Origin of the sequence: Micromonospora sp. NPDC050187, assembly GCF_044459745.1 — a bacterium.
GTDB lineage: Bacteria > Actinomycetota > Actinomycetes > Mycobacteriales > Micromonosporaceae > Micromonospora.
In genome coordinates, this window is the sequence record NZ_JBITJH010000001.1 from 453,399 (window position 1) to 467,694 (window position 14,296).

A 14,296-nucleotide genomic window follows, 5' to 3' on the forward strand; every position below is an offset into this window, starting at 1 on the left:
GGGTTGAGCGGGGTGGCGCCTGGTCGGCCCGGCCGAGGGGAAGCCGGCCGGGCCCGGGTCTCAGCGGCGGCGGGTCAGCAGGTCGGCCTGGTAGTCGCGGGGCTCGACGTGCTCGCTGGGGCGGACACAGCCCCGCGACCGCAGGTGCCGGCGCTCGACGTCGACCAGGCGCTGGGCGCGGAACGTGCCGATGGTGACCGGGCCGCCCGCGCAGCAGCACCGGGTCGGGTCGGCGGTGGCCGCCGGCGACTGGGCGGTGCCCTTCGGCCGGTTGCGGGCGGGACCGTTGTGGACGGTGCGGACGCGGGTGGGCATCAGCTGGCGCTCCTCTTCTTGACGGGGTTGCGGAAGTGCGGCGGCTGGACGCCGCGGCGGCGTCCAGGGCGGTAGCGGCGGTCGTTGTACGTGGTGCCACCCCAGATGCCGTGCAGGGCGGTGGGGGACTGCTCGAACGCCCACTCCCGGCACGGGGCGAGCAGCGGGCACTCGGCGCAGATGGCCTTGGCGCGGGAGGCCTGGACGTGTACGGCCGGCCCGCCCTTGCGGTGCTCCGGGAAGAAGGTCTCCGGGTCGTGGCCACGGCAGGCGGGCGGGTTGGTGGCCTCGTCCAGGAAGGCGGGCCACCGGGTCGGGTCGATGCGCGTCGTCATCGGCTCTTCCTTCTGCGGGTGGGTGCGGGGCCGGCTGCGGCGAGCTGGTGGCCGCAGCCGGCAGGGGGCTTGCAGGTGGCCGGGTACCACTGGCGGTTCGCGCCGATGGGGGTGTACGGCTGGCCGGGCCACAGGTGGGCGCCGCAGCGGCAGTTGCCGACGGGTTCGTTGCGGGACAGGGCGTCCATCCAGGGGGCGGCGTTGATGGCGCGGGAGCCGGACAGGCGGAACCGTGGCCAGATCCGGACCCGGCCGTCGGGGATCAACGCCTGCTGGTTCACAGGTCGGCCACCTCCGCCGTGACGAAGGCGTCGAGCAGGGACGGCTGGACGCCTAGCGGGCGGTTGCTCCACAGCACCTCGGTGCGGTTGGCCCAGGTGCCGCCCTGTCCGGTGCTGGCGGCGATGGTGTGGCGGTCCCAGCCGGCGTAGAGCTCGCGGTCGTAGAGGTCGCTGGCGTAGCCGGAGAGGACGACGGCGGCGCGGCAGGTGTGGAGGGCGGCGGCCAGGTCGCGGTGGTCGGCCTCGGCCTTCATCTCGTACACGTAGCCACCGCCGCCAGCCTGGCGAGCGCTGCCGAGGTACGGCGGGTCGACGTACAGGAGGCACCGCTCGTCGGCGCCGTACTTGGCGATCAGGTCGAGGGCGGGCATGCATTCCAACGACACGTCGCGCAGGCGCTCGGCAGAGGGGCCGATCCGGTCGACGTAGCCGGCGAGGTAGCGGGGCATGCCGACGGAGGAGCCGAGCGGGTTGACGAAGTGTCGCCAGCCGGTGCGGGTTCGCTGTCCGGCGCGGCTCTGGCTGAGCTGGACCCAGACGCGCCTGGCCCGCTCCAGGTCGGTGCTGGCCGGCTCGTACGCGGCGGCGTATTCGGCGCGTCCGTGCGGGGTAAGGGCGCAGACGCGGGCGAGGTCCTCGGGTTGGTCGCGGAGGACGCGCCACCAGGTCATGAGGTCGCCGTCGAGGTCGTTGACGGTTTCGTGCCGGCTCGGGGGCTTGGCGAGCAGCACAGCCAGCGATCCGCCGTACGGCTCGACGTAGTGGTGGTGCTCGGGCAGCAGTGCGGCGATGGCGGGGCCGGTGGTGATCTTCCCGCCGTAGTACGGGATGGGCGGCCTCACCGGCTGGCCCGCCGGAACCAATGCCACCAGCGACGGCGGGGCGTGGTCAGGGCGGCCGTCAAGGCCTCGGCGAGCCGCTCGGGGTCGAGCTTGCCGGGCGCGCCGGTCTGGTTGTCGGCCGTCGCCGGCGCGGCCGGCGGCGGGGCGGGCATCGCCGGTGCGGGCCAGGTCTGCGGGTGCCGATGATCGGCGTGGACGCACACCATGCCGACGCCCTGCCGGACCACCAGGACGCACTCCTCGCCCGGCCGGGACCACCAGGACGGGGAGCCCGGCTCGGTGGACGGGTACGTGGCGTAGCCGGGCCGGGTGTCGGCGGCCCGGCGGAGGCGATCGAGGTCCACGGCTCAGCCCTCCGTCTCTGCGGTGGGTTCGGTCCACCGGGCGGTGAGGCGGTCCTGACTGATCTCGACGAGGGCGGTCCCGGGCGCGCCGGCGACGTCCAGGGCGCGGGCGAAGTCGCGGATCACGCTGACGTCGCGGCCGTGGATGCTGCGGACGGTCACGGTGGTCTTGGTCGACGTGGTCGGCTCCGTGACGCCGTCCGGCTGGGTGCGGATGGTCTGGGTGTGCTGTTCGTGGCGGACGATCTCGGCCATGTCTCAGCCCCCGGTCTGGTCGAGGCAGCGGACGTCCCCGGTGGTCGCGGCGGCGGCCGGGCAGGTGGTGGTGCAGATGGGCGTCGGGCACCTCACCAGCCGCTCCGCCACGCCGCTGCGGTTCCTGGTCGCGGCGGTGACGTGCGCGTTCCACTCGACACCGGTCCACGTCTCGGGCGCGGGGGTCCGCACCTCGAGCACGGCGGACGGGGCAAAGAGCGGGTGGCCGGTGGTGTGGTCGTGGGCCGGGCTGCTGGCCGGCTGGCCAGGGTTCGGGTCGCCGCACGTCGGGCAGGGCTCGCCGGGCTCGGTCGGGCTGCTGTGCCACGGGTCCAGGCACTCGGGGCTGCAATGCCGGCCGGTGCCCTTCGGGTGCCCGTACAGCCGGCCGTTGAGGTCCTCGCAGTAGCAGGTCTCCGCCGGATGCGCGGCGGGCTCGTCGGTGCTGCACTGGCAGCCGCGGTCGGCTGGCGGCTGGGGGCCGTCGAGCCGGTCGAAGATGCACAGCCGGTCGCCGATGTCGTTGGCCTCGACCTCGTACCGGCCCGGTGGCGGGACCTTGTCGTCGTGGAGCTGCTCGCGGGCAAGGTCCTCAATCAGGCAGACGGGACCGGACGGGCCGCCGTTCTTGGGGGTGATCGTGCAGTCGGCGGGGTGCTCGATCGTCCAGGTGCGGTCGTCGGCGACGGCCAGGACGTGGTAGCCGGGCGAGGCGACCGTGCAGTAGCCGCCGGCGCCGTGGTGGTGCTTCGGCGCGCCGGGCTTGCAGGGGCACTGGCCGGGCTGGTGGCAGGTGCACGGGCACGAACCGACCGGGGTCACGCCGCCGGCGGCCATGAGCACCGCGCGGGCGTCGGCGAGCCAGTGGTCCTGGTCGTCGGCGTCCAGCTCGGACAGCGACGGGGCCTGGGTGCGGAGCCGGACGAGGGCGTCAGCGCCGGCGCGGATGTGTGCCTCGGTGGCCGGGTTGGGCTTTCGGGTCGTCCACTCGCTGCCGTCGTCGCCCCGGTGCCAACCGGCGTGCCCGGCGGTGAGCGAGCAGGACGGCAGCTGGTGGCCCAGGATGTCCGGGGCGGTCTCGCCGCACCGGCCCTGGGTGGTCAGCCGACCGGCGCGGGCGAGGTAGTCGAGGGCAGCGCGGGCGGTGTCCCGGCTGATCGGGGGCGGTGGGACGACCGAGCCGGGCATCGTCGCTGCCCACATTGCGTTGGAGACCAGCTCGACGCCGGCATCGGTGTACGGGGTGGAGCCGTGCGGGATGCCGGCGGACACGGTAGCCGAGTCGGCGGCGCCCTCGTCCGGGGTGGGCACGTAGCCCCACGTCATGGAGCCCACACCGCGGATCTCGGCGGTGTGCCGGTCGCCGGTGTGGCCAGCCGGCTTCGTGCAGCGCCAGATGCCGGCGGGGTTGTCGGTCGCGCCGCACTGGGTGTCGGGGTCGGAGGTCTGGTCGGTCATGGTCATGTCATCTCCACCAGCGGGTTCGGACGTAGGTGCGGGTACGGCGGCGGCGGATGAGCCGGGGCACCAGGTGCCGGATCACCGCCGCTCGCACGATCGGGTCGGTCACGTCGGAATGCTGCGGGTCAAAAGGTCGAGGCGGCGTGCCCCGACTGCACGCAAAAAAGGAATTGGTGCCGAGTAAACAATTGGGCGTCATTGCCAAAACGCCTGTTCATAGCCCCTGAAGAAAGGGAGCTCCCCTTTCGTGATTCTCGTGGGATTTTGGGTGCCGACGGGCACCAAGTCGGAGTCGGCGAGCCAGGCACGGACGCCGTTGTCGTCGAGCTGGTAGTGCGCCGTGCCCGGCGGGTGCGGCCGTCGGTTGCAGGTCAGGCCGTGCGTCTGGTTGGTCGCCCCGCAGACCGGCTCGCCTGGGCCGGCGAAGTCGTGGCAGCGGCACACGCAGTCGATGTCGACGCAGCCGCCCAGCCCGACCAGGCAGGTCATGGTGATGTGGCCGGCCAGCCCGGACGGCCCGTGCGAGGCGCTCACCGTCGCCTCCGTTCACGCCGCGTCGGCCGGGACCGGCCCGGCGGCTCCGGGCACGACGGTTCCCACCGCGCACCCAGGCGCCGCCACAGGCACTGGCCGGCCTCGCGGGCCTGCGCCACCGTCCACCGCGACCCGTCGGCCATCGGCGTGTCCTCGTACGCCACCGCCCCGTCGGGCGACAGCGACACCAGCCGCCCGCACCGACACCGAGCGCCGGTCAGGATGCGGCGGGCCAGCGCGTCGGCGGCCTCGGCCGGACCGCGCTGGTCCTCTACCTGGATCCGGGCACCCCGGTACTGGGCGTGCGCGTACCAGCCGGCCTGGTCGACGGGCACGTCGTCGTGTAGATAGCCGATCTGGAAGCTGCGGCCGCCGGCCCGGCCGACCAGGTCGGCGCAGGCGAGGATGACGTGCTGCTGCTCTGCGGGGAACTCGTTCACCGCCGCCTCCACTTCGCCGCGTCCTTACACGACGCGAAGTGGCTCTTGCGGCCGAACGCCCGGTGCGCCGGCAGCACCCGGGCGCGCAAGCCGGTGGGCAGCTGCTCGAGCAGCACGTTGCCGTCCGGAGTCGGCTCGGCGTCGACCGGCATCGGCTTGCCCCGCTCGGTGACCGCCCAGATGATCTGCGCCGGGCAGCTGCGGCAGGTCTCGGTCGGGTAGTCAGCCATGCCGCACCCGCCCGTGCCGGGGGTCGTCGCGCCAGCCCCAGCACTCCCCGCACTGCGGCGCGCCGGACAGCCAGCGCAGCGGGGTGAACGGGTGCACGACGTCAGTGCCCGCCAGGTGGCCCAGCCGGGTCGGCACCGACTGGGCGGCGGGCTGCGGCCGGACGGTGGCCGGCGGCGGGACGCGAACGGGCGCGGTCGCGAGGGCGCTTGCCATGGCGCTTCTCCTCCTCGATGTCGGGGTCCGGGGCGGGGGCCGGACCCCGCCCGTGGTGGGCGAGGATCCGGAGCACCGTGGTGATGTCGAGCCGCAGCAGGGCGGCGATCTGGCGGGCCGACCAGCCGTACCCGGCCATCCGCAGCACGTCCGGATCCGGGCGGGGCGCCAGCGGGGTGCGCGGGATGTCGTCCGGCCAGAGCAGGTCGTCGGCGGTGGCGCGCCGCAGGGAGACGTGGAGCGGGTGCACCTCGCCGACCGGCGGCCGGGTGCGCTCGGCGGCGAGTACCTCGGCCAGCACGGCGCGGGCAGTCACGTCTGCCGCCGCTCGATCAGCTCGGTCCAGGCCCGGGTGAGGGCCTCCCCTTCGGCGACGAGATGGACACCGTTGCGCGCCTGGAAGCCCATGGCCAAGGCCTCGCCCCAGGTGATCGAGGCCTTCCAGAAGTCGCCGATGACCTGGCCGAGGACGCAGGAGTAGCAGTCGTCCAAGTCGAGCACGTCGACGTCGATGAGGTCGTGCCAGCCGGGGTGGTGCAGGTCGAGCCATGCGGCCCCGGACTCCACCCGGGACCGCAGCTCATCGGTGAGGACCGGCGCGGTCACGGCGTACCGTCCGGCGGTGTGGTCCGGTACTCGACCCGGGTCACCTCGTGCGGGTAGAGCCGCGTCAGTGCCAGCGGCTCCTCGGCGTCGTCCCAGGGCCGCTCGCTTTCCTGGCTCTCGGTCAGCCCCTCGCGGTACTCCAGGCCCCAGTGCTCGCCCGCCTCGTCGCGGACGACCAGCCAGTAGATGTCGTGCCAGCGGGACTGGCGAATGTGCTGCGTACCGGCCAGGGTCCACGGGCCGGCGGTCGCGCCCGGCTCTCCGTCCTCGTGCAGCTCGGCGGCGTGGTCCGGCTCGATCGTCTTCACAGGGGGTCGCCCCCGTCCGAGAACGCCGGCTGCCCGGCGGCCTTCCGCTCCGCCCGGCGGGCCATCAGCTCGTCGCCGGACGGCTCCGGCACCCCGCCGTCGCCCTGGCCGTCACCCGGCACGACGTCGAAGAGCTTCGGATCGCCCTCCAGCGACTTTCCGGTCCGGTCGTGGTACCGGTCGGCGAGGATCTCCCGCACCCGGTCCGCGTCGCTGCCGTCGACCGGCTCGATGTGCGACAGCCGGATCGTCGGGATGTTGACCCCCTCCGGGATCTCCTCCGCCACCCGCAGCACCTCGTACGCCACCACGGCGTACCGGACGCCGCGCGGCTGGTCGACCAGCTCGTCGTGCATGCGGTCGAGCCCGTTGAACTCCTTGCGCTCGCGGGTGAGCTGGGCGCTGATCTTGACCGTCATCGGGTCGGAATCTCCTTGCGGTTGAGGACGGGCCAGGCGGTCGCCCGGCCCTGGATGAGCCGCTCCGGTACGGCCCGCCCGGGCCGGCGGATCGGCGACAGCTCCACCACCGGTGCGGCGGCGAGCGAGTCGTAGAGACGGACCAGCCGGGACGCCCGGCGCGGGTCGAGGCCGGCCGCGAAGCAGACCCGGACCACCCGCTGTCGGCGGTTCCACTGGCGCACGAGGTCGGCCATCGGCGTGCCGGCGGCGTAGCCGGCGAGGATGTCCCGGTCGAGGGCGTCGAGGGTGATCACGCGGCCACGCCCCGGCGGACGATCAGCACGGTCACCGGGGTCAGCGGGTGCTCGTGGTCGACGTCGGCGGTGTACCGGCTGCCGCACGTCTGGCACTGGCGGGCGTCGTACGCCCACAGCACCCGCTCCGGGTCCGCGACGTCGGCGGGGGCGAGCAGCCGGGCGACGCACCTCTCCAGCTCGCCGACGCGCTCCCGGGCTCCGGTCAGGCGCGCGCGAAGCCGCTCGATCGCCTCGACCGGGTCCTCGTCGACGGCGACGATGAGCGCGGCCCGCACCCGGCCCAGCTCGATGTCCTGCTCTTCGACGCGCTCGTACGCCTGGTCGCGCTGCACGACAGCCTCGTCGCGCTCGCCGGCGACCTCAGTGAGCTCGGCGCGGACCTTGTCCCGCTCCCGCTCGACCCGAGCCAGCTTCCGCTTCTGGTCGGCGATCGTTCCGTCTGCCGCCCGGAGCTGAATGCGCAGCCGCCGAATCTCGTCCTGCTGGGCGGCGATGTCGGCGGCGACGGCCCGGCCGACGTCGCGGATCACCTGGCCCGTCCGGTCGGTCCCGGTTGAGGTCGGCGCGGCGGCCGCCGCAGGTTCGGCCCGCTCGGCCACCACGTCCTCGCACAGGGCGTGGTCATGCTCGCCCTCGTCCTCGCCGTTCGGGTACGCGCACGTCGAGGGGGTCCGGACGCCGGCCGGCACCGCCAGGTCGTACGTGCCCAGCTCGATGCTCTGCGCGGTGAGGTCCGCGACCAACTCGGCCCGGGTGCGCTCCGGCTCGGCCCGCTCGACGGCCGACACCGGCACGCCGGCCTCGTTCGCCGGCGACTCCGCCCGGACGACCAGCCCGGCCGCCTCCGCGCTCTCCACCTCGGCAACCGGCAGCGGCCAGTCGTCAGCGGGCGCCGGCGCCGTGCCCTTCGGGGCCTCGTACTTGTCGCAGACGCAGTCCAGCTCCCGGCAGCCGCCCTTGCCCCGCTTGTGGGACCACTGCCCGTGCGGGCACCAGCGGCACGTGCCTGCGTCGATCAGCGTGGCCGCCTCAGCCGCGGTCATCGTTATCTCCCCTCGGCGGCTCCAGCTCGGCCAGCAGCGCGCGGGCGGGGTGGTCGAGGTCGCGGCCGTAGCCGAGCGCGGACAGTTCGGCCACCGCCAGGGCCAGCAGCGCGGCCAGTTCGTCGACGGGGATCTCTTCGAGCACCGCGGTGACCGCCGGACCCGAGCAGGTGCGCGGGTAGTCGCAGGCCTCGGCGTCGACGTGTTCGCGGGCGGTGGCCACCAGGTGAACCAGCTCGGCGCGGTGCGCGTCGAACTGGGCCAGCACGGCCGGGGATACGGTCGGCAGGCTCATGCCGGCACCACCGGCCCGGTCTCGGTGGCCAGCGTCGGCCACGACACCGCCGTCAGCGCCCGCGTCTGCTGCGCTCGGGTGATCCGTACGAGCGGCTGCCCGTACGCGGCCCGGCCGAGGGTGAGCAGCGCGACCGCGTCGCACTGGTTGTCGTCGCGCGGGTCGATGTTCAGCAGCCCGCCGTACGTCGCCAGGATCTCGGCGATGACCTTGTCCTTGGTCACCTTGTTCTCGCCCCGGGTCGCACCGGATCCGGTCGCCCAGACCTTCACGGTGGCCGGAGCGACGTCGACGTACGGGATCTTCTTCGTCCACAGCCAGTGGCACACCACTGTGCGGAGCCCGATCAGCGGGATGTCGCTGCCACCGCCCCGGGTGAAGGTGCCCTCGATGACGGCCAGGTGTGGTCGGGCCTTCGCCGCAGCGGCGACCCACTCCAGCACGCGGTGGATGCGGTTGTGGTCGACGGTGTCCTTGTTGACGCGGGCGGTGTGCACCGTGCGGACGCCGAGGTTCGCCGCGCTGTGGTGGTCGTGGGTCCAGGCGATCGCCGCGGCGCCGAGGCTGAGATCGAGGCCGATCATGCGCAGCGCGGTCACTGGCCCTCACCGCCCGGCGTGGCCGGCTCTGGCCAGTCGTCGTCGGCAGCCGGCGGCGGAGCAGTCCGCTCCTTGCGAACCCGCAGCAGCAGGTTGCCAATCTTCTCCTCGTCGCCGTGCTCGTTCTGCACGAGCTCGCCGCCCCGGCCCAGCGCCCGCAGCTCCTGGATCATCTGCGACAGTCGGGACACCGTCGTGCGGGTGTTCAGCGCCTCGTCGCGGTAGGTCAGCGGGTTGAAGCGGGTCTCCTCGCGCTCGAGGTTCACCCGGTCCGGGTCGACCTTCGGGTCCTCGGTGGGGATGGTCAGCGCGGTGGTCAGGAAGTTCCGGTACGCCGTCGTGAGCGCCTTCGTCGTGCCCCGCTCGCCCGTGTCGAGGCCCTCCCCGACGGATTGGGCGATGATGACGTCGCCGAGCGGGCCGCGGATCTCGTAGGTGACCCGGACCTGCACGTCGCGCATCCGCCCAGACGTGCCGTACGTGGCCTCGGTCTTGACGGGGATGACCATGACGCCGTGGCGGCGCAGCGCCGGGCCGACCGCGTTGAGGACCATGTCGATGCCTCGGAAATTGAACCGGTAGCTGCTCTTCTCGGTCTTGATCTCGGCACGTGCGCTCTTCGCGATCGACTTGACGTCGCGCATCACTCGGGCCCAGGCGACGTGCACCGCCACCGGGTCGACGTCGACGATTGGCGCGGTGTACTCGATGTCGGGCAGTTCGTCGGGCTCGTCGACCTGGCCGGCCGGCGCGGGGTCAGCCCAGGTATTCGGCTGGTCGGCGGCGTCGGCCGCGACCCTGTCTCGCAGGCTCACTCGAACTCTCCTGTACGTCGGAACTCCGGAGCGACCCGGACGGAGTAGTGCGTCTTCTCGGTGACCACGTCCGCGTACGCCTCCGGCCAGCGCTCACGCAGCCGGTCCAGATCGGGCGTCCGCTTCGTGACCGGCGCGAACTCGTAGGCCAGCTCGCCGCCGAACGTGACGGTCTGCGCGCCCCGGGCGAGCCGGGCGAGAGTCGCGCGGGCCTGCTTCAGTCGGCGGTCGGCCGCACCCTTGCGGGCGGACAGCTCGGCGTACTCCATGACCTCGCCGACCTCGTCGAGGCTGATCTCGCCCACCCGCTCGGGGTGCATGAGCGCGTCCATCTCGATCAGCGCGGCGGCCTTGTCGAGGTCCCACTCCGGCTCGACGCCGGCGAGTAGGTGCTGCTCGCGGAACCGGGTTACCTCGCGGACGACGTACGACTCCATCCGCTCGTCGCGCTCGACGACGGCCATCTTCATCTCGTTGCCACCCAGCAGCACGGCAACGTGGATGTGGCCGTACCCGGTAACCCGCATCTGCCAGGCCGTCTGGGCGAGAACGTCGTCCGGCACGTCGGACCGCCAGCGATGCGCCTTGAAGGCGCTGCGGAGCTTCACCTCGAGGGCGCACGCCGTGCGGACCTCACGGTTCAGGGGGCACTCGGCGACCCGGCGGTCCAGGGTGGCCATCTGCCATGGCTCGTCGACATGCGCGACCAGGCCGACGCGCTGGATGACCGACCGCTGCCGGCGTGCCCACTCCCGGGCCACCGGCTCTTCGAGCACTCGGCCCCAGAGGGCGGCCTCGCCGGCGTCGTCGACCAGTTCCCCGCGCTTGTCCCGGTAGACGTGCACGGCGGTGGAGCGGTCGGCGACGCCGAGGATCGCGGCGACGTCGGAGGAGCCGATGCCCTGGCGGCGGGCGGCGAGCCAGGTGTCGCGGTCGGCATCGGCGGGTAGGAGCCGCACGGCGGTCGGGGTGACCCGCCGTGCGGCCGTCGGAGTGGAGCTGGTCACCGGGTCGCCGCCTTCGCCCACGCCTCGATCTGGTCGAGGTGCTCCGGCTGCAACCCGGTGTGGCCGGACGGGCGGATCAGCAGCGCCCGACCGTCGGCGGTCAGCTCGTCGTGGACGGGGTCGCCCGGCTCGGGCACCTCCCAGTCGTCCGTCCAGATCAGCCGACGGTCGTCGGCGAGCACCTGCCGGGCGGCGTCCAGCTTCGCCAGCGACGCCTCGTAGCCGTTGACGTCCTCGTGGAAGGCCCGGCCGAACGCCGGGAGGTCCCACAGCCGCTCCAGCTGGTCGGCCCACGCGCACCAGGTGGTGCACCAGCGGACCTCGACCAGGCCGGTTGCGTGCAGGTCGCGGATCCGGTCGACCAAGGCGGGCGCCCAGCACATCGGGTAGCCGATGCCGGCGGCGAAGGCGGAGGCCCTGCGAGGGTCAGCACCCCAGCCCGGCCGGCTGGCGTTGACCACGCCGTCGACGTCCAGCAGCCACACCGGGGCGCTCATCGGGCCACCGCCAGGGCGGCCCGGTACGCGCTGGACAGGTGCGGCGGCAGGATGCCGAGCGCGGCCAGGACGTCCACCGCCTGGCGGACCGAGGCGACCGCGTAGTCCGTGGACCGGATCGGCCACCCCGTCGCACCCTTGCGCCAGACGCGCAGACCGCTCTCGTCCCACCCGACCGCGAGGGTGGCGTCACTGTCGTAGGTCGCGTTGATCCAGCCGATCCACGAGAGGGACCAGCCGTTGGTCCGCGCCCAGCGGCGGACGTCGACGAGCAGCTGCCGGTCGGTCAGGGCGGTGGCGGGCATGGTGGTTCCTCCCGGGGTGGGGCGGGTGGCGAGTGCGGCGCTGGCGGCGATCTGGTGGGCCAGCAAGGCCTGGTCGGCGCCGATCGCGCCGGTGTACTCGCTGATCTGGCGGCGCAGGAGGTCGAGGGCGGTCACCGGTCCGCCCCCTCGATCTCCGAGACGTGGACCAGGTGACCGAGGTGGCCGACCTTCCCGTAGAGCACCTCGTCGTCGGTGGGCAGGCCGGCGCACGCCGACCGGATCGCGTACGTGAGCGCGGCCGGGTTGCCCTCGGCGACCATCCACGAGATGCCGGCGACGTTGATCCACCAGTCCTCGACGCGGTACTCCAGGCCGCCCAGCTCGGCGACGTCGGCGCGGATCCTGACCGTCTGGCCAGCCATCGGATGCGTGGTGCGGCGGCTCACCGGCCCGACTCCCGCCCCGGCTGGTCGTAGCCCATTGCCGCTGCGAACGCCGGCGAGTACAGCGGCGGCCGGTAGTCGGCGGCCACGAACTCGACGGTGTCCTCGTGGTGGCGCGACGGCCAGAACACCTCGGTGTCCGCTTCGACAGACGAACGCGCCGGGGTCGGACCGGCCGGCGGACGGGCGTCGAACTCCGACGCCGGCGCGAGCAGCGGGCGGTCGTCGACGGGCTCCGGCTCGTCGGGGCGGAGGAACAGTCGGATGAACCAGGCGACGATGGCCGCCAGGATCAGCGCCAGCGCGGCGGCGATCAGGTAGATCATCAGGACTCCTTGGCGGGGTTGGACAGTGAGGCGAGGAAGCCGGCGACCTCGTACGGCAGGAGGTCGGCGGCGTCGGGAGTGAGCGCGGCCATCGCGGTCGCGACCGTGGAAGCGGCGGGCAGGTCGCGGCCCAGCTCGGCGCGGTACGCGGCGATGCGCTCGCTCTGGTGGCGGATGAGGATGGCCTGCTCGGCGAGCTTCACGCCCTGCTCGGCGATCGTCTCGGCGCGGCGGGCGAGGGCGCGCAGGCACGCCAGCAGCAGCAAGGCGAGCGCGCCGGTGAGGATGAGGACCAGGCCGAAGGCGAGGATCATCGGGTCACCACCAGGCGGTCGCCGTCGTGGCCGTACCGGGTGGCCGGGGCCATGCGGTCGACCAAGTCGGCGTACCAGGCCGGGTCGGCGGTGATCAGGTCGACGGCGGTCACCACGCACCCCCGCCCCGGAGGGCGGGCGGGACGGGCCCCGTGGCACCCGTCCCGCCCGGGCCGGACGCGCGAGCCCCCGCACGCGCGCCCGACGGCTGGGGCCCCGGCCGGCCCGGTGACTGACGGGGACGTCCGCCGACGGACGGACCGGCCGGGGAGTTACTGCGCCGCCGCGCGGCCTGCTCGGCGCGCCCGGGGCTGATCACGGAGAACCCGACGTGCGGCTTCGTCGGCCGGCGGACCGGCTCGTCGCCCTCGTCGTCGCGCTGGTAGAACAGGCCCGTCTCGTCGGGCTCGTCGGCGTCGACCAGGCCGAACATGGTGCGCGCGGCGTACTCCGCCTGCAAGGTCAGGGCGAGCCGGGACACCTCCCGCTCCCAGAAGGACCACGCGCCGAACGCGTCGGTCAGGCGCATGTTCGCGGCCTTGACCTTGGCGGTCTTCAGGTCGTCCCACCCGGACCGCTCGGCCAGGTCGTTCAGCTCGTCGTTGACCCGGTTCCACGTCGCGGACGCGTCGTTGGCCTTGGCGCTGGCGGCGCGCATCCGCCGCCACAGGTCGTACAGGCCGTCACGGTCGGCGGGGGTGAGCTGGAATCGCATGGCCGCTCACTCCCCGGCCTGATCGGCGAGCGCCTCGGTCACGACCTGGTCAGCGTCGCTGCCCGGCTCGGCCGGCACCGTCTCCGGCACGGCGGCCGGCTCCGGGGCGGGCTCGCCCACGAAGTCGGCGGTCACCACCTGGCCCCAGTCCGGCCCCGGCCACACCGCCAGCCGCGACGTCGGCCCGTAGCTGCTCGTCCCGACGCCGACTGCCTCGGCAACCCGTTCGATCTCCCCGTCCGCCAGACGGATAGAGATGCGCGGTGCCTCGAAGAAGTCGGAGATCCGCAGCCGGTGCCGCACGATGAGCTCGGCCAGTTCCCGCAGCTCGGCGGCCGTGCGCTGCCGCACGTACTCCTCGCGGGCGGCCGTGACCTGCTCGTCGGTCGCGAGCGTCACGACCTGGTCGGCACCGCCGTGCAGCATGTCGGCGGCACCGGTGGTCAGGGACACGATGGAGATGGCGGCGTCGAGGCGGGCGAGCTTCACCATCGGCCGCCAGGTGTGCACGGCGCGAACGTCGAAGACATCGTCGCCTCGGGTCGGGAGGGTGATGTAGTCGCCGGAGCGCAGCTCGCCGGCCGGCTTGGTGGTGGGGGTGCGCATCTCGGTCACCGGGCACCGCCCTGCTGCGACTCCAGCTCGGCGACCCGGGCCCGCAGCCGCTCCAGGTCGGCCCGGCTGTCGAGCACCCCGAGGGACAGGCGGGCGTGGGCCCCGACCGGAAGCTCCAGGCGGACGATGTCGTCGGCGAGCCGGTGCAGCTCGGCGGCGAGGCGCTGCCGCACGGTCGTCTCGGCCTCGGCGGCCGGCGCGTCCGGGGTGAGGTCGACGACGGTGACGCCCTCCTCCGGGTGGTACGGCAGCTCGCCGGTCACCTCGTCGAACTGCACGAGGATGGTGTCGTCGGCGTACCGGTGGACGACCGAGACGGTCAGCGGGTCGCCGAACCCGTCGCGGATGACGGCCATGCCGGCCGTCAGGTACCGGGCCTTGATCTCCCGGCGGACAGCGGTCAGTTCGGGGGTGGTGATGTCGGGTCGGGTACTGTTCCGGTTCATCGACCAGTTGCTCCTTCGGGAGTTGGGATGGT

Annotated in this window: 28 protein-coding genes; all 28 read right to left on the reverse strand. The window is 73.5% G+C overall.

All coding sequences use genetic code 11. From position 1 onward, the window contains the following. Nucleotides 1-60: 60 nt before the first annotated feature. The 28 genes from ACIBJE_RS02170 to ACIBJE_RS02305 all read right to left on the reverse strand — a co-directional run bounded on the left by ACIBJE_RS02170 (nt 61) and on the right by ACIBJE_RS02305 (nt 14,264). Nucleotides 61-315: a hypothetical protein gene (locus ACIBJE_RS02170; RefSeq protein WP_396741815.1), complete on the reverse strand. Its 255-nt coding sequence runs from the start codon at nt 313-315 to the stop codon at nt 61-63. After that, nucleotides 315-650: a WhiB family transcriptional regulator gene (locus ACIBJE_RS02175; protein ID WP_396741817.1), complete on the reverse strand. Its 336-nt coding sequence runs from the start codon at nt 648-650 to the stop codon at nt 315-317. Before ACIBJE_RS02175 ends, ACIBJE_RS02170 begins: the two co-directional genes overlap by 1 nt. Continuing rightward, nucleotides 647-931 carry a hypothetical protein gene (locus ACIBJE_RS02180; protein WP_396741819.1) on the reverse strand — a complete coding sequence of 95 codons (285 nt, stop codon included), beginning with the start codon at nt 929-931 and terminating at the stop codon, nt 647-649. Before ACIBJE_RS02180 ends, ACIBJE_RS02175 begins: the two co-directional genes overlap by 4 nt. Then, the gene (locus tag ACIBJE_RS02185) at nt 928-1,773 is read right to left on the reverse strand and encodes a DNA adenine methylase (RefSeq protein WP_396741821.1); all 846 of its coding nucleotides are present in this window, start codon (nt 1,771-1,773) and stop codon (nt 928-930) included. The genes ACIBJE_RS02180 and ACIBJE_RS02185 overlap by 4 nt, the downstream gene beginning before the upstream one ends. Continuing rightward, nucleotides 1,770-2,117 carry a hypothetical protein gene (locus ACIBJE_RS02190; RefSeq protein WP_396741823.1) on the reverse strand — a complete coding sequence of 116 codons (348 nt, stop codon included), beginning with the start codon at nt 2,115-2,117 and terminating at the stop codon, nt 1,770-1,772. Before ACIBJE_RS02190 ends, ACIBJE_RS02185 begins: the two co-directional genes overlap by 4 nt. 3 nt (nt 2,118-2,120) lie before the next feature. Beyond that, nucleotides 2,121-2,372 carry a hypothetical protein gene (locus ACIBJE_RS02195; RefSeq protein WP_396741825.1) on the reverse strand — a complete coding sequence of 84 codons (252 nt, stop codon included), beginning with the start codon at nt 2,370-2,372 and terminating at the stop codon, nt 2,121-2,123. Between the two features lie 3 nt (nt 2,373-2,375). Beyond that, the gene (locus ACIBJE_RS02200) at nt 2,376-3,836 is read right to left on the reverse strand and encodes a hypothetical protein (protein ID WP_396741826.1); all 1,461 of its coding nucleotides are present in this window, start codon (nt 3,834-3,836) and stop codon (nt 2,376-2,378) included. Nucleotides 3,837-4,028: 192 nt separating this feature from the next. Then, on the reverse strand, nt 4,029-4,367 hold the full coding sequence (locus ACIBJE_RS02205; RefSeq protein ID WP_396741828.1) for a hypothetical protein: 339 nt from the start codon (nt 4,365-4,367) through the stop codon (nt 4,029-4,031). Beyond that, complete coding sequence (locus tag ACIBJE_RS02210) at nt 4,364-4,807, reverse strand: hypothetical protein (RefSeq protein ID WP_396741830.1); 444 nt, start codon at nt 4,805-4,807, stop codon at nt 4,364-4,366. Before ACIBJE_RS02210 ends, ACIBJE_RS02205 begins: the two co-directional genes overlap by 4 nt. Continuing rightward, complete coding sequence (locus ACIBJE_RS02215) at nt 4,804-5,037, reverse strand: hypothetical protein (RefSeq protein ID WP_396741832.1); 234 nt, start codon at nt 5,035-5,037, stop codon at nt 4,804-4,806. The genes ACIBJE_RS02210 and ACIBJE_RS02215 overlap by 4 nt, the downstream gene beginning before the upstream one ends. 101 nt (nt 5,038-5,138) lie before the next feature. Then, nucleotides 5,139-5,567 (reverse strand): hypothetical protein, encoded by a 429-nt coding sequence (locus ACIBJE_RS02220; protein ID WP_396741834.1) that lies wholly within the window; start codon nt 5,565-5,567, stop codon nt 5,139-5,141. Further along, entirely contained in the window at nt 5,564-5,857 is a 294-nt protein-coding gene (locus ACIBJE_RS02225) for a hypothetical protein (protein ID WP_396741836.1), read from the reverse strand. Before ACIBJE_RS02225 ends, ACIBJE_RS02220 begins: the two co-directional genes overlap by 4 nt. Further along, nucleotides 5,854-6,165 (reverse strand): hypothetical protein, encoded by a 312-nt coding sequence (locus ACIBJE_RS02230; protein WP_396741838.1) that lies wholly within the window; start codon nt 6,163-6,165, stop codon nt 5,854-5,856. Before ACIBJE_RS02230 ends, ACIBJE_RS02225 begins: the two co-directional genes overlap by 4 nt. Beyond that, the gene (locus tag ACIBJE_RS02235; protein ID WP_396741840.1) at nt 6,162-6,584 is read right to left on the reverse strand and encodes a hypothetical protein; all 423 of its coding nucleotides are present in this window, start codon (nt 6,582-6,584) and stop codon (nt 6,162-6,164) included. Before ACIBJE_RS02235 ends, ACIBJE_RS02230 begins: the two co-directional genes overlap by 4 nt. Next, nucleotides 6,581-6,880 carry a hypothetical protein gene (locus ACIBJE_RS02240; protein WP_396741841.1) on the reverse strand — a complete coding sequence of 100 codons (300 nt, stop codon included), beginning with the start codon at nt 6,878-6,880 and terminating at the stop codon, nt 6,581-6,583. The genes ACIBJE_RS02235 and ACIBJE_RS02240 overlap by 4 nt, the downstream gene beginning before the upstream one ends. After that, on the reverse strand, nt 6,877-7,926 hold the full coding sequence (locus ACIBJE_RS02245) for a hypothetical protein (protein ID WP_396741843.1): 1,050 nt from the start codon (nt 7,924-7,926) through the stop codon (nt 6,877-6,879). The genes ACIBJE_RS02240 and ACIBJE_RS02245 overlap by 4 nt, the downstream gene beginning before the upstream one ends. Continuing rightward, entirely contained in the window at nt 7,913-8,221 is a 309-nt protein-coding gene (locus ACIBJE_RS02250) for a hypothetical protein (protein ID WP_396741845.1), read from the reverse strand. The genes ACIBJE_RS02245 and ACIBJE_RS02250 overlap by 14 nt, the downstream gene beginning before the upstream one ends. Further along, a complete protein-coding gene (locus tag ACIBJE_RS02255) occupies nt 8,218-8,820 on the reverse strand; it encodes a hypothetical protein (protein ID WP_396741847.1) in 603 nt (200 codons plus the stop codon). Before ACIBJE_RS02255 ends, ACIBJE_RS02250 begins: the two co-directional genes overlap by 4 nt. Next, complete coding sequence (locus ACIBJE_RS02260; RefSeq protein ID WP_396741849.1) at nt 8,817-9,635, reverse strand: ERF family protein; 819 nt, start codon at nt 9,633-9,635, stop codon at nt 8,817-8,819. Before ACIBJE_RS02260 ends, ACIBJE_RS02255 begins: the two co-directional genes overlap by 4 nt. Continuing rightward, nucleotides 9,632-10,642, reverse strand: a complete 1,011-nt coding sequence (locus ACIBJE_RS02265; protein ID WP_396741851.1) for a YqaJ viral recombinase family protein — start codon at nt 10,640-10,642, stop codon at nt 9,632-9,634. Before ACIBJE_RS02265 ends, ACIBJE_RS02260 begins: the two co-directional genes overlap by 4 nt. Continuing rightward, nucleotides 10,639-11,139, reverse strand: coding sequence for a hypothetical protein (locus ACIBJE_RS02270; protein WP_396741853.1), 501 nt, complete (start codon nt 11,137-11,139; stop codon nt 10,639-10,641). Before ACIBJE_RS02270 ends, ACIBJE_RS02265 begins: the two co-directional genes overlap by 4 nt. Next, nucleotides 11,136-11,579, reverse strand: coding sequence for a hypothetical protein (locus ACIBJE_RS02275; protein WP_396741855.1), 444 nt, complete (start codon nt 11,577-11,579; stop codon nt 11,136-11,138). Before ACIBJE_RS02275 ends, ACIBJE_RS02270 begins: the two co-directional genes overlap by 4 nt. Then, nucleotides 11,576-11,827: a hypothetical protein gene (locus ACIBJE_RS02280; RefSeq protein WP_396741857.1), complete on the reverse strand. Its 252-nt coding sequence runs from the start codon at nt 11,825-11,827 to the stop codon at nt 11,576-11,578. The genes ACIBJE_RS02275 and ACIBJE_RS02280 overlap by 4 nt, the downstream gene beginning before the upstream one ends. A gap of 20 nt (nt 11,828-11,847) precedes the next feature. Next, on the reverse strand, nt 11,848-12,174 hold the full coding sequence (locus ACIBJE_RS02285) for a hypothetical protein (RefSeq protein WP_396741859.1): 327 nt from the start codon (nt 12,172-12,174) through the stop codon (nt 11,848-11,850). Beyond that, complete coding sequence (locus ACIBJE_RS02290) at nt 12,174-12,488, reverse strand: hypothetical protein (protein WP_396741861.1); 315 nt, start codon at nt 12,486-12,488, stop codon at nt 12,174-12,176. The genes ACIBJE_RS02285 and ACIBJE_RS02290 overlap by 1 nt, the downstream gene beginning before the upstream one ends. 109 nt (nt 12,489-12,597) lie before the next feature. Continuing rightward, nucleotides 12,598-13,203 carry a hypothetical protein gene (locus ACIBJE_RS02295; protein ID WP_396741863.1) on the reverse strand — a complete coding sequence of 202 codons (606 nt, stop codon included), beginning with the start codon at nt 13,201-13,203 and terminating at the stop codon, nt 12,598-12,600. A gap of 6 nt (nt 13,204-13,209) precedes the next feature. Beyond that, a complete protein-coding gene (locus tag ACIBJE_RS02300) occupies nt 13,210-13,818 on the reverse strand; it encodes a hypothetical protein (protein WP_396741865.1) in 609 nt (202 codons plus the stop codon). Continuing rightward, nucleotides 13,815-14,264 carry a hypothetical protein gene (locus tag ACIBJE_RS02305; protein WP_396741867.1) on the reverse strand — a complete coding sequence of 150 codons (450 nt, stop codon included), beginning with the start codon at nt 14,262-14,264 and terminating at the stop codon, nt 13,815-13,817. The genes ACIBJE_RS02300 and ACIBJE_RS02305 overlap by 4 nt, the downstream gene beginning before the upstream one ends. Nucleotides 14,265-14,296: the final 32 nt, after the last annotated feature.

What these genes read in the sequence shown, in the direction of transcription:
- ACIBJE_RS02245 (WP_396741843.1), bottom strand. Translation starts at nt 7,926, where the DNA reads ATGACCGCGGCTGAGGCGGCCACGCTGATCGACGCAGGCACGTGCCGC.
- ACIBJE_RS02295 (WP_396741863.1), bottom strand. Translation starts at nt 13,203, where the DNA reads ATGCGATTCCAGCTCACCCCCGCCGACCGTGACGGCCTGTACGACCTG.
- ACIBJE_RS02175 (WP_396741817.1), bottom strand. Translation starts at nt 650, where the DNA reads ATGACGACGCGCATCGACCCGACCCGGTGGCCCGCCTTCCTGGACGAG.
- ACIBJE_RS02215 (WP_396741832.1), bottom strand. Translation starts at nt 5,037, where the DNA reads ATGGCTGACTACCCGACCGAGACCTGCCGCAGCTGCCCGGCGCAGATC.
- ACIBJE_RS02235 (WP_396741840.1), bottom strand. Translation starts at nt 6,584, where the DNA reads ATGACGGTCAAGATCAGCGCCCAGCTCACCCGCGAGCGCAAGGAGTTC.
- ACIBJE_RS02305 (WP_396741867.1), bottom strand. Translation starts at nt 14,264, where the DNA reads ATGAACCGGAACAGTACCCGACCCGACATCACCACCCCCGAACTGACC.
- ACIBJE_RS02200 (WP_396741826.1), bottom strand. Translation starts at nt 3,836, where the DNA reads ATGACCATGACCGACCAGACCTCCGACCCCGACACCCAGTGCGGCGCG.
- ACIBJE_RS02195 (WP_396741825.1), bottom strand. Translation starts at nt 2,372, where the DNA reads ATGGCCGAGATCGTCCGCCACGAACAGCACACCCAGACCATCCGCACC.
- ACIBJE_RS02270 (WP_396741853.1), bottom strand. Translation starts at nt 11,139, where the DNA reads ATGAGCGCCCCGGTGTGGCTGCTGGACGTCGACGGCGTGGTCAACGCC.
- ACIBJE_RS02280 (WP_396741857.1), bottom strand. Translation starts at nt 11,827, where the DNA reads ATGGCTGGCCAGACGGTCAGGATCCGCGCCGACGTCGCCGAGCTGGGC.
- ACIBJE_RS02170 (WP_396741815.1), bottom strand. Translation starts at nt 315, where the DNA reads ATGCCCACCCGCGTCCGCACCGTCCACAACGGTCCCGCCCGCAACCGG.
- ACIBJE_RS02290 (WP_396741861.1), bottom strand. Translation starts at nt 12,488, where the DNA reads ATGATCCTCGCCTTCGGCCTGGTCCTCATCCTCACCGGCGCGCTCGCC.
- ACIBJE_RS02285 (WP_396741859.1), bottom strand. Translation starts at nt 12,174, where the DNA reads ATGATCTACCTGATCGCCGCCGCGCTGGCGCTGATCCTGGCGGCCATC.
- ACIBJE_RS02250 (WP_396741845.1), bottom strand. Translation starts at nt 8,221, where the DNA reads ATGAGCCTGCCGACCGTATCCCCGGCCGTGCTGGCCCAGTTCGACGCG.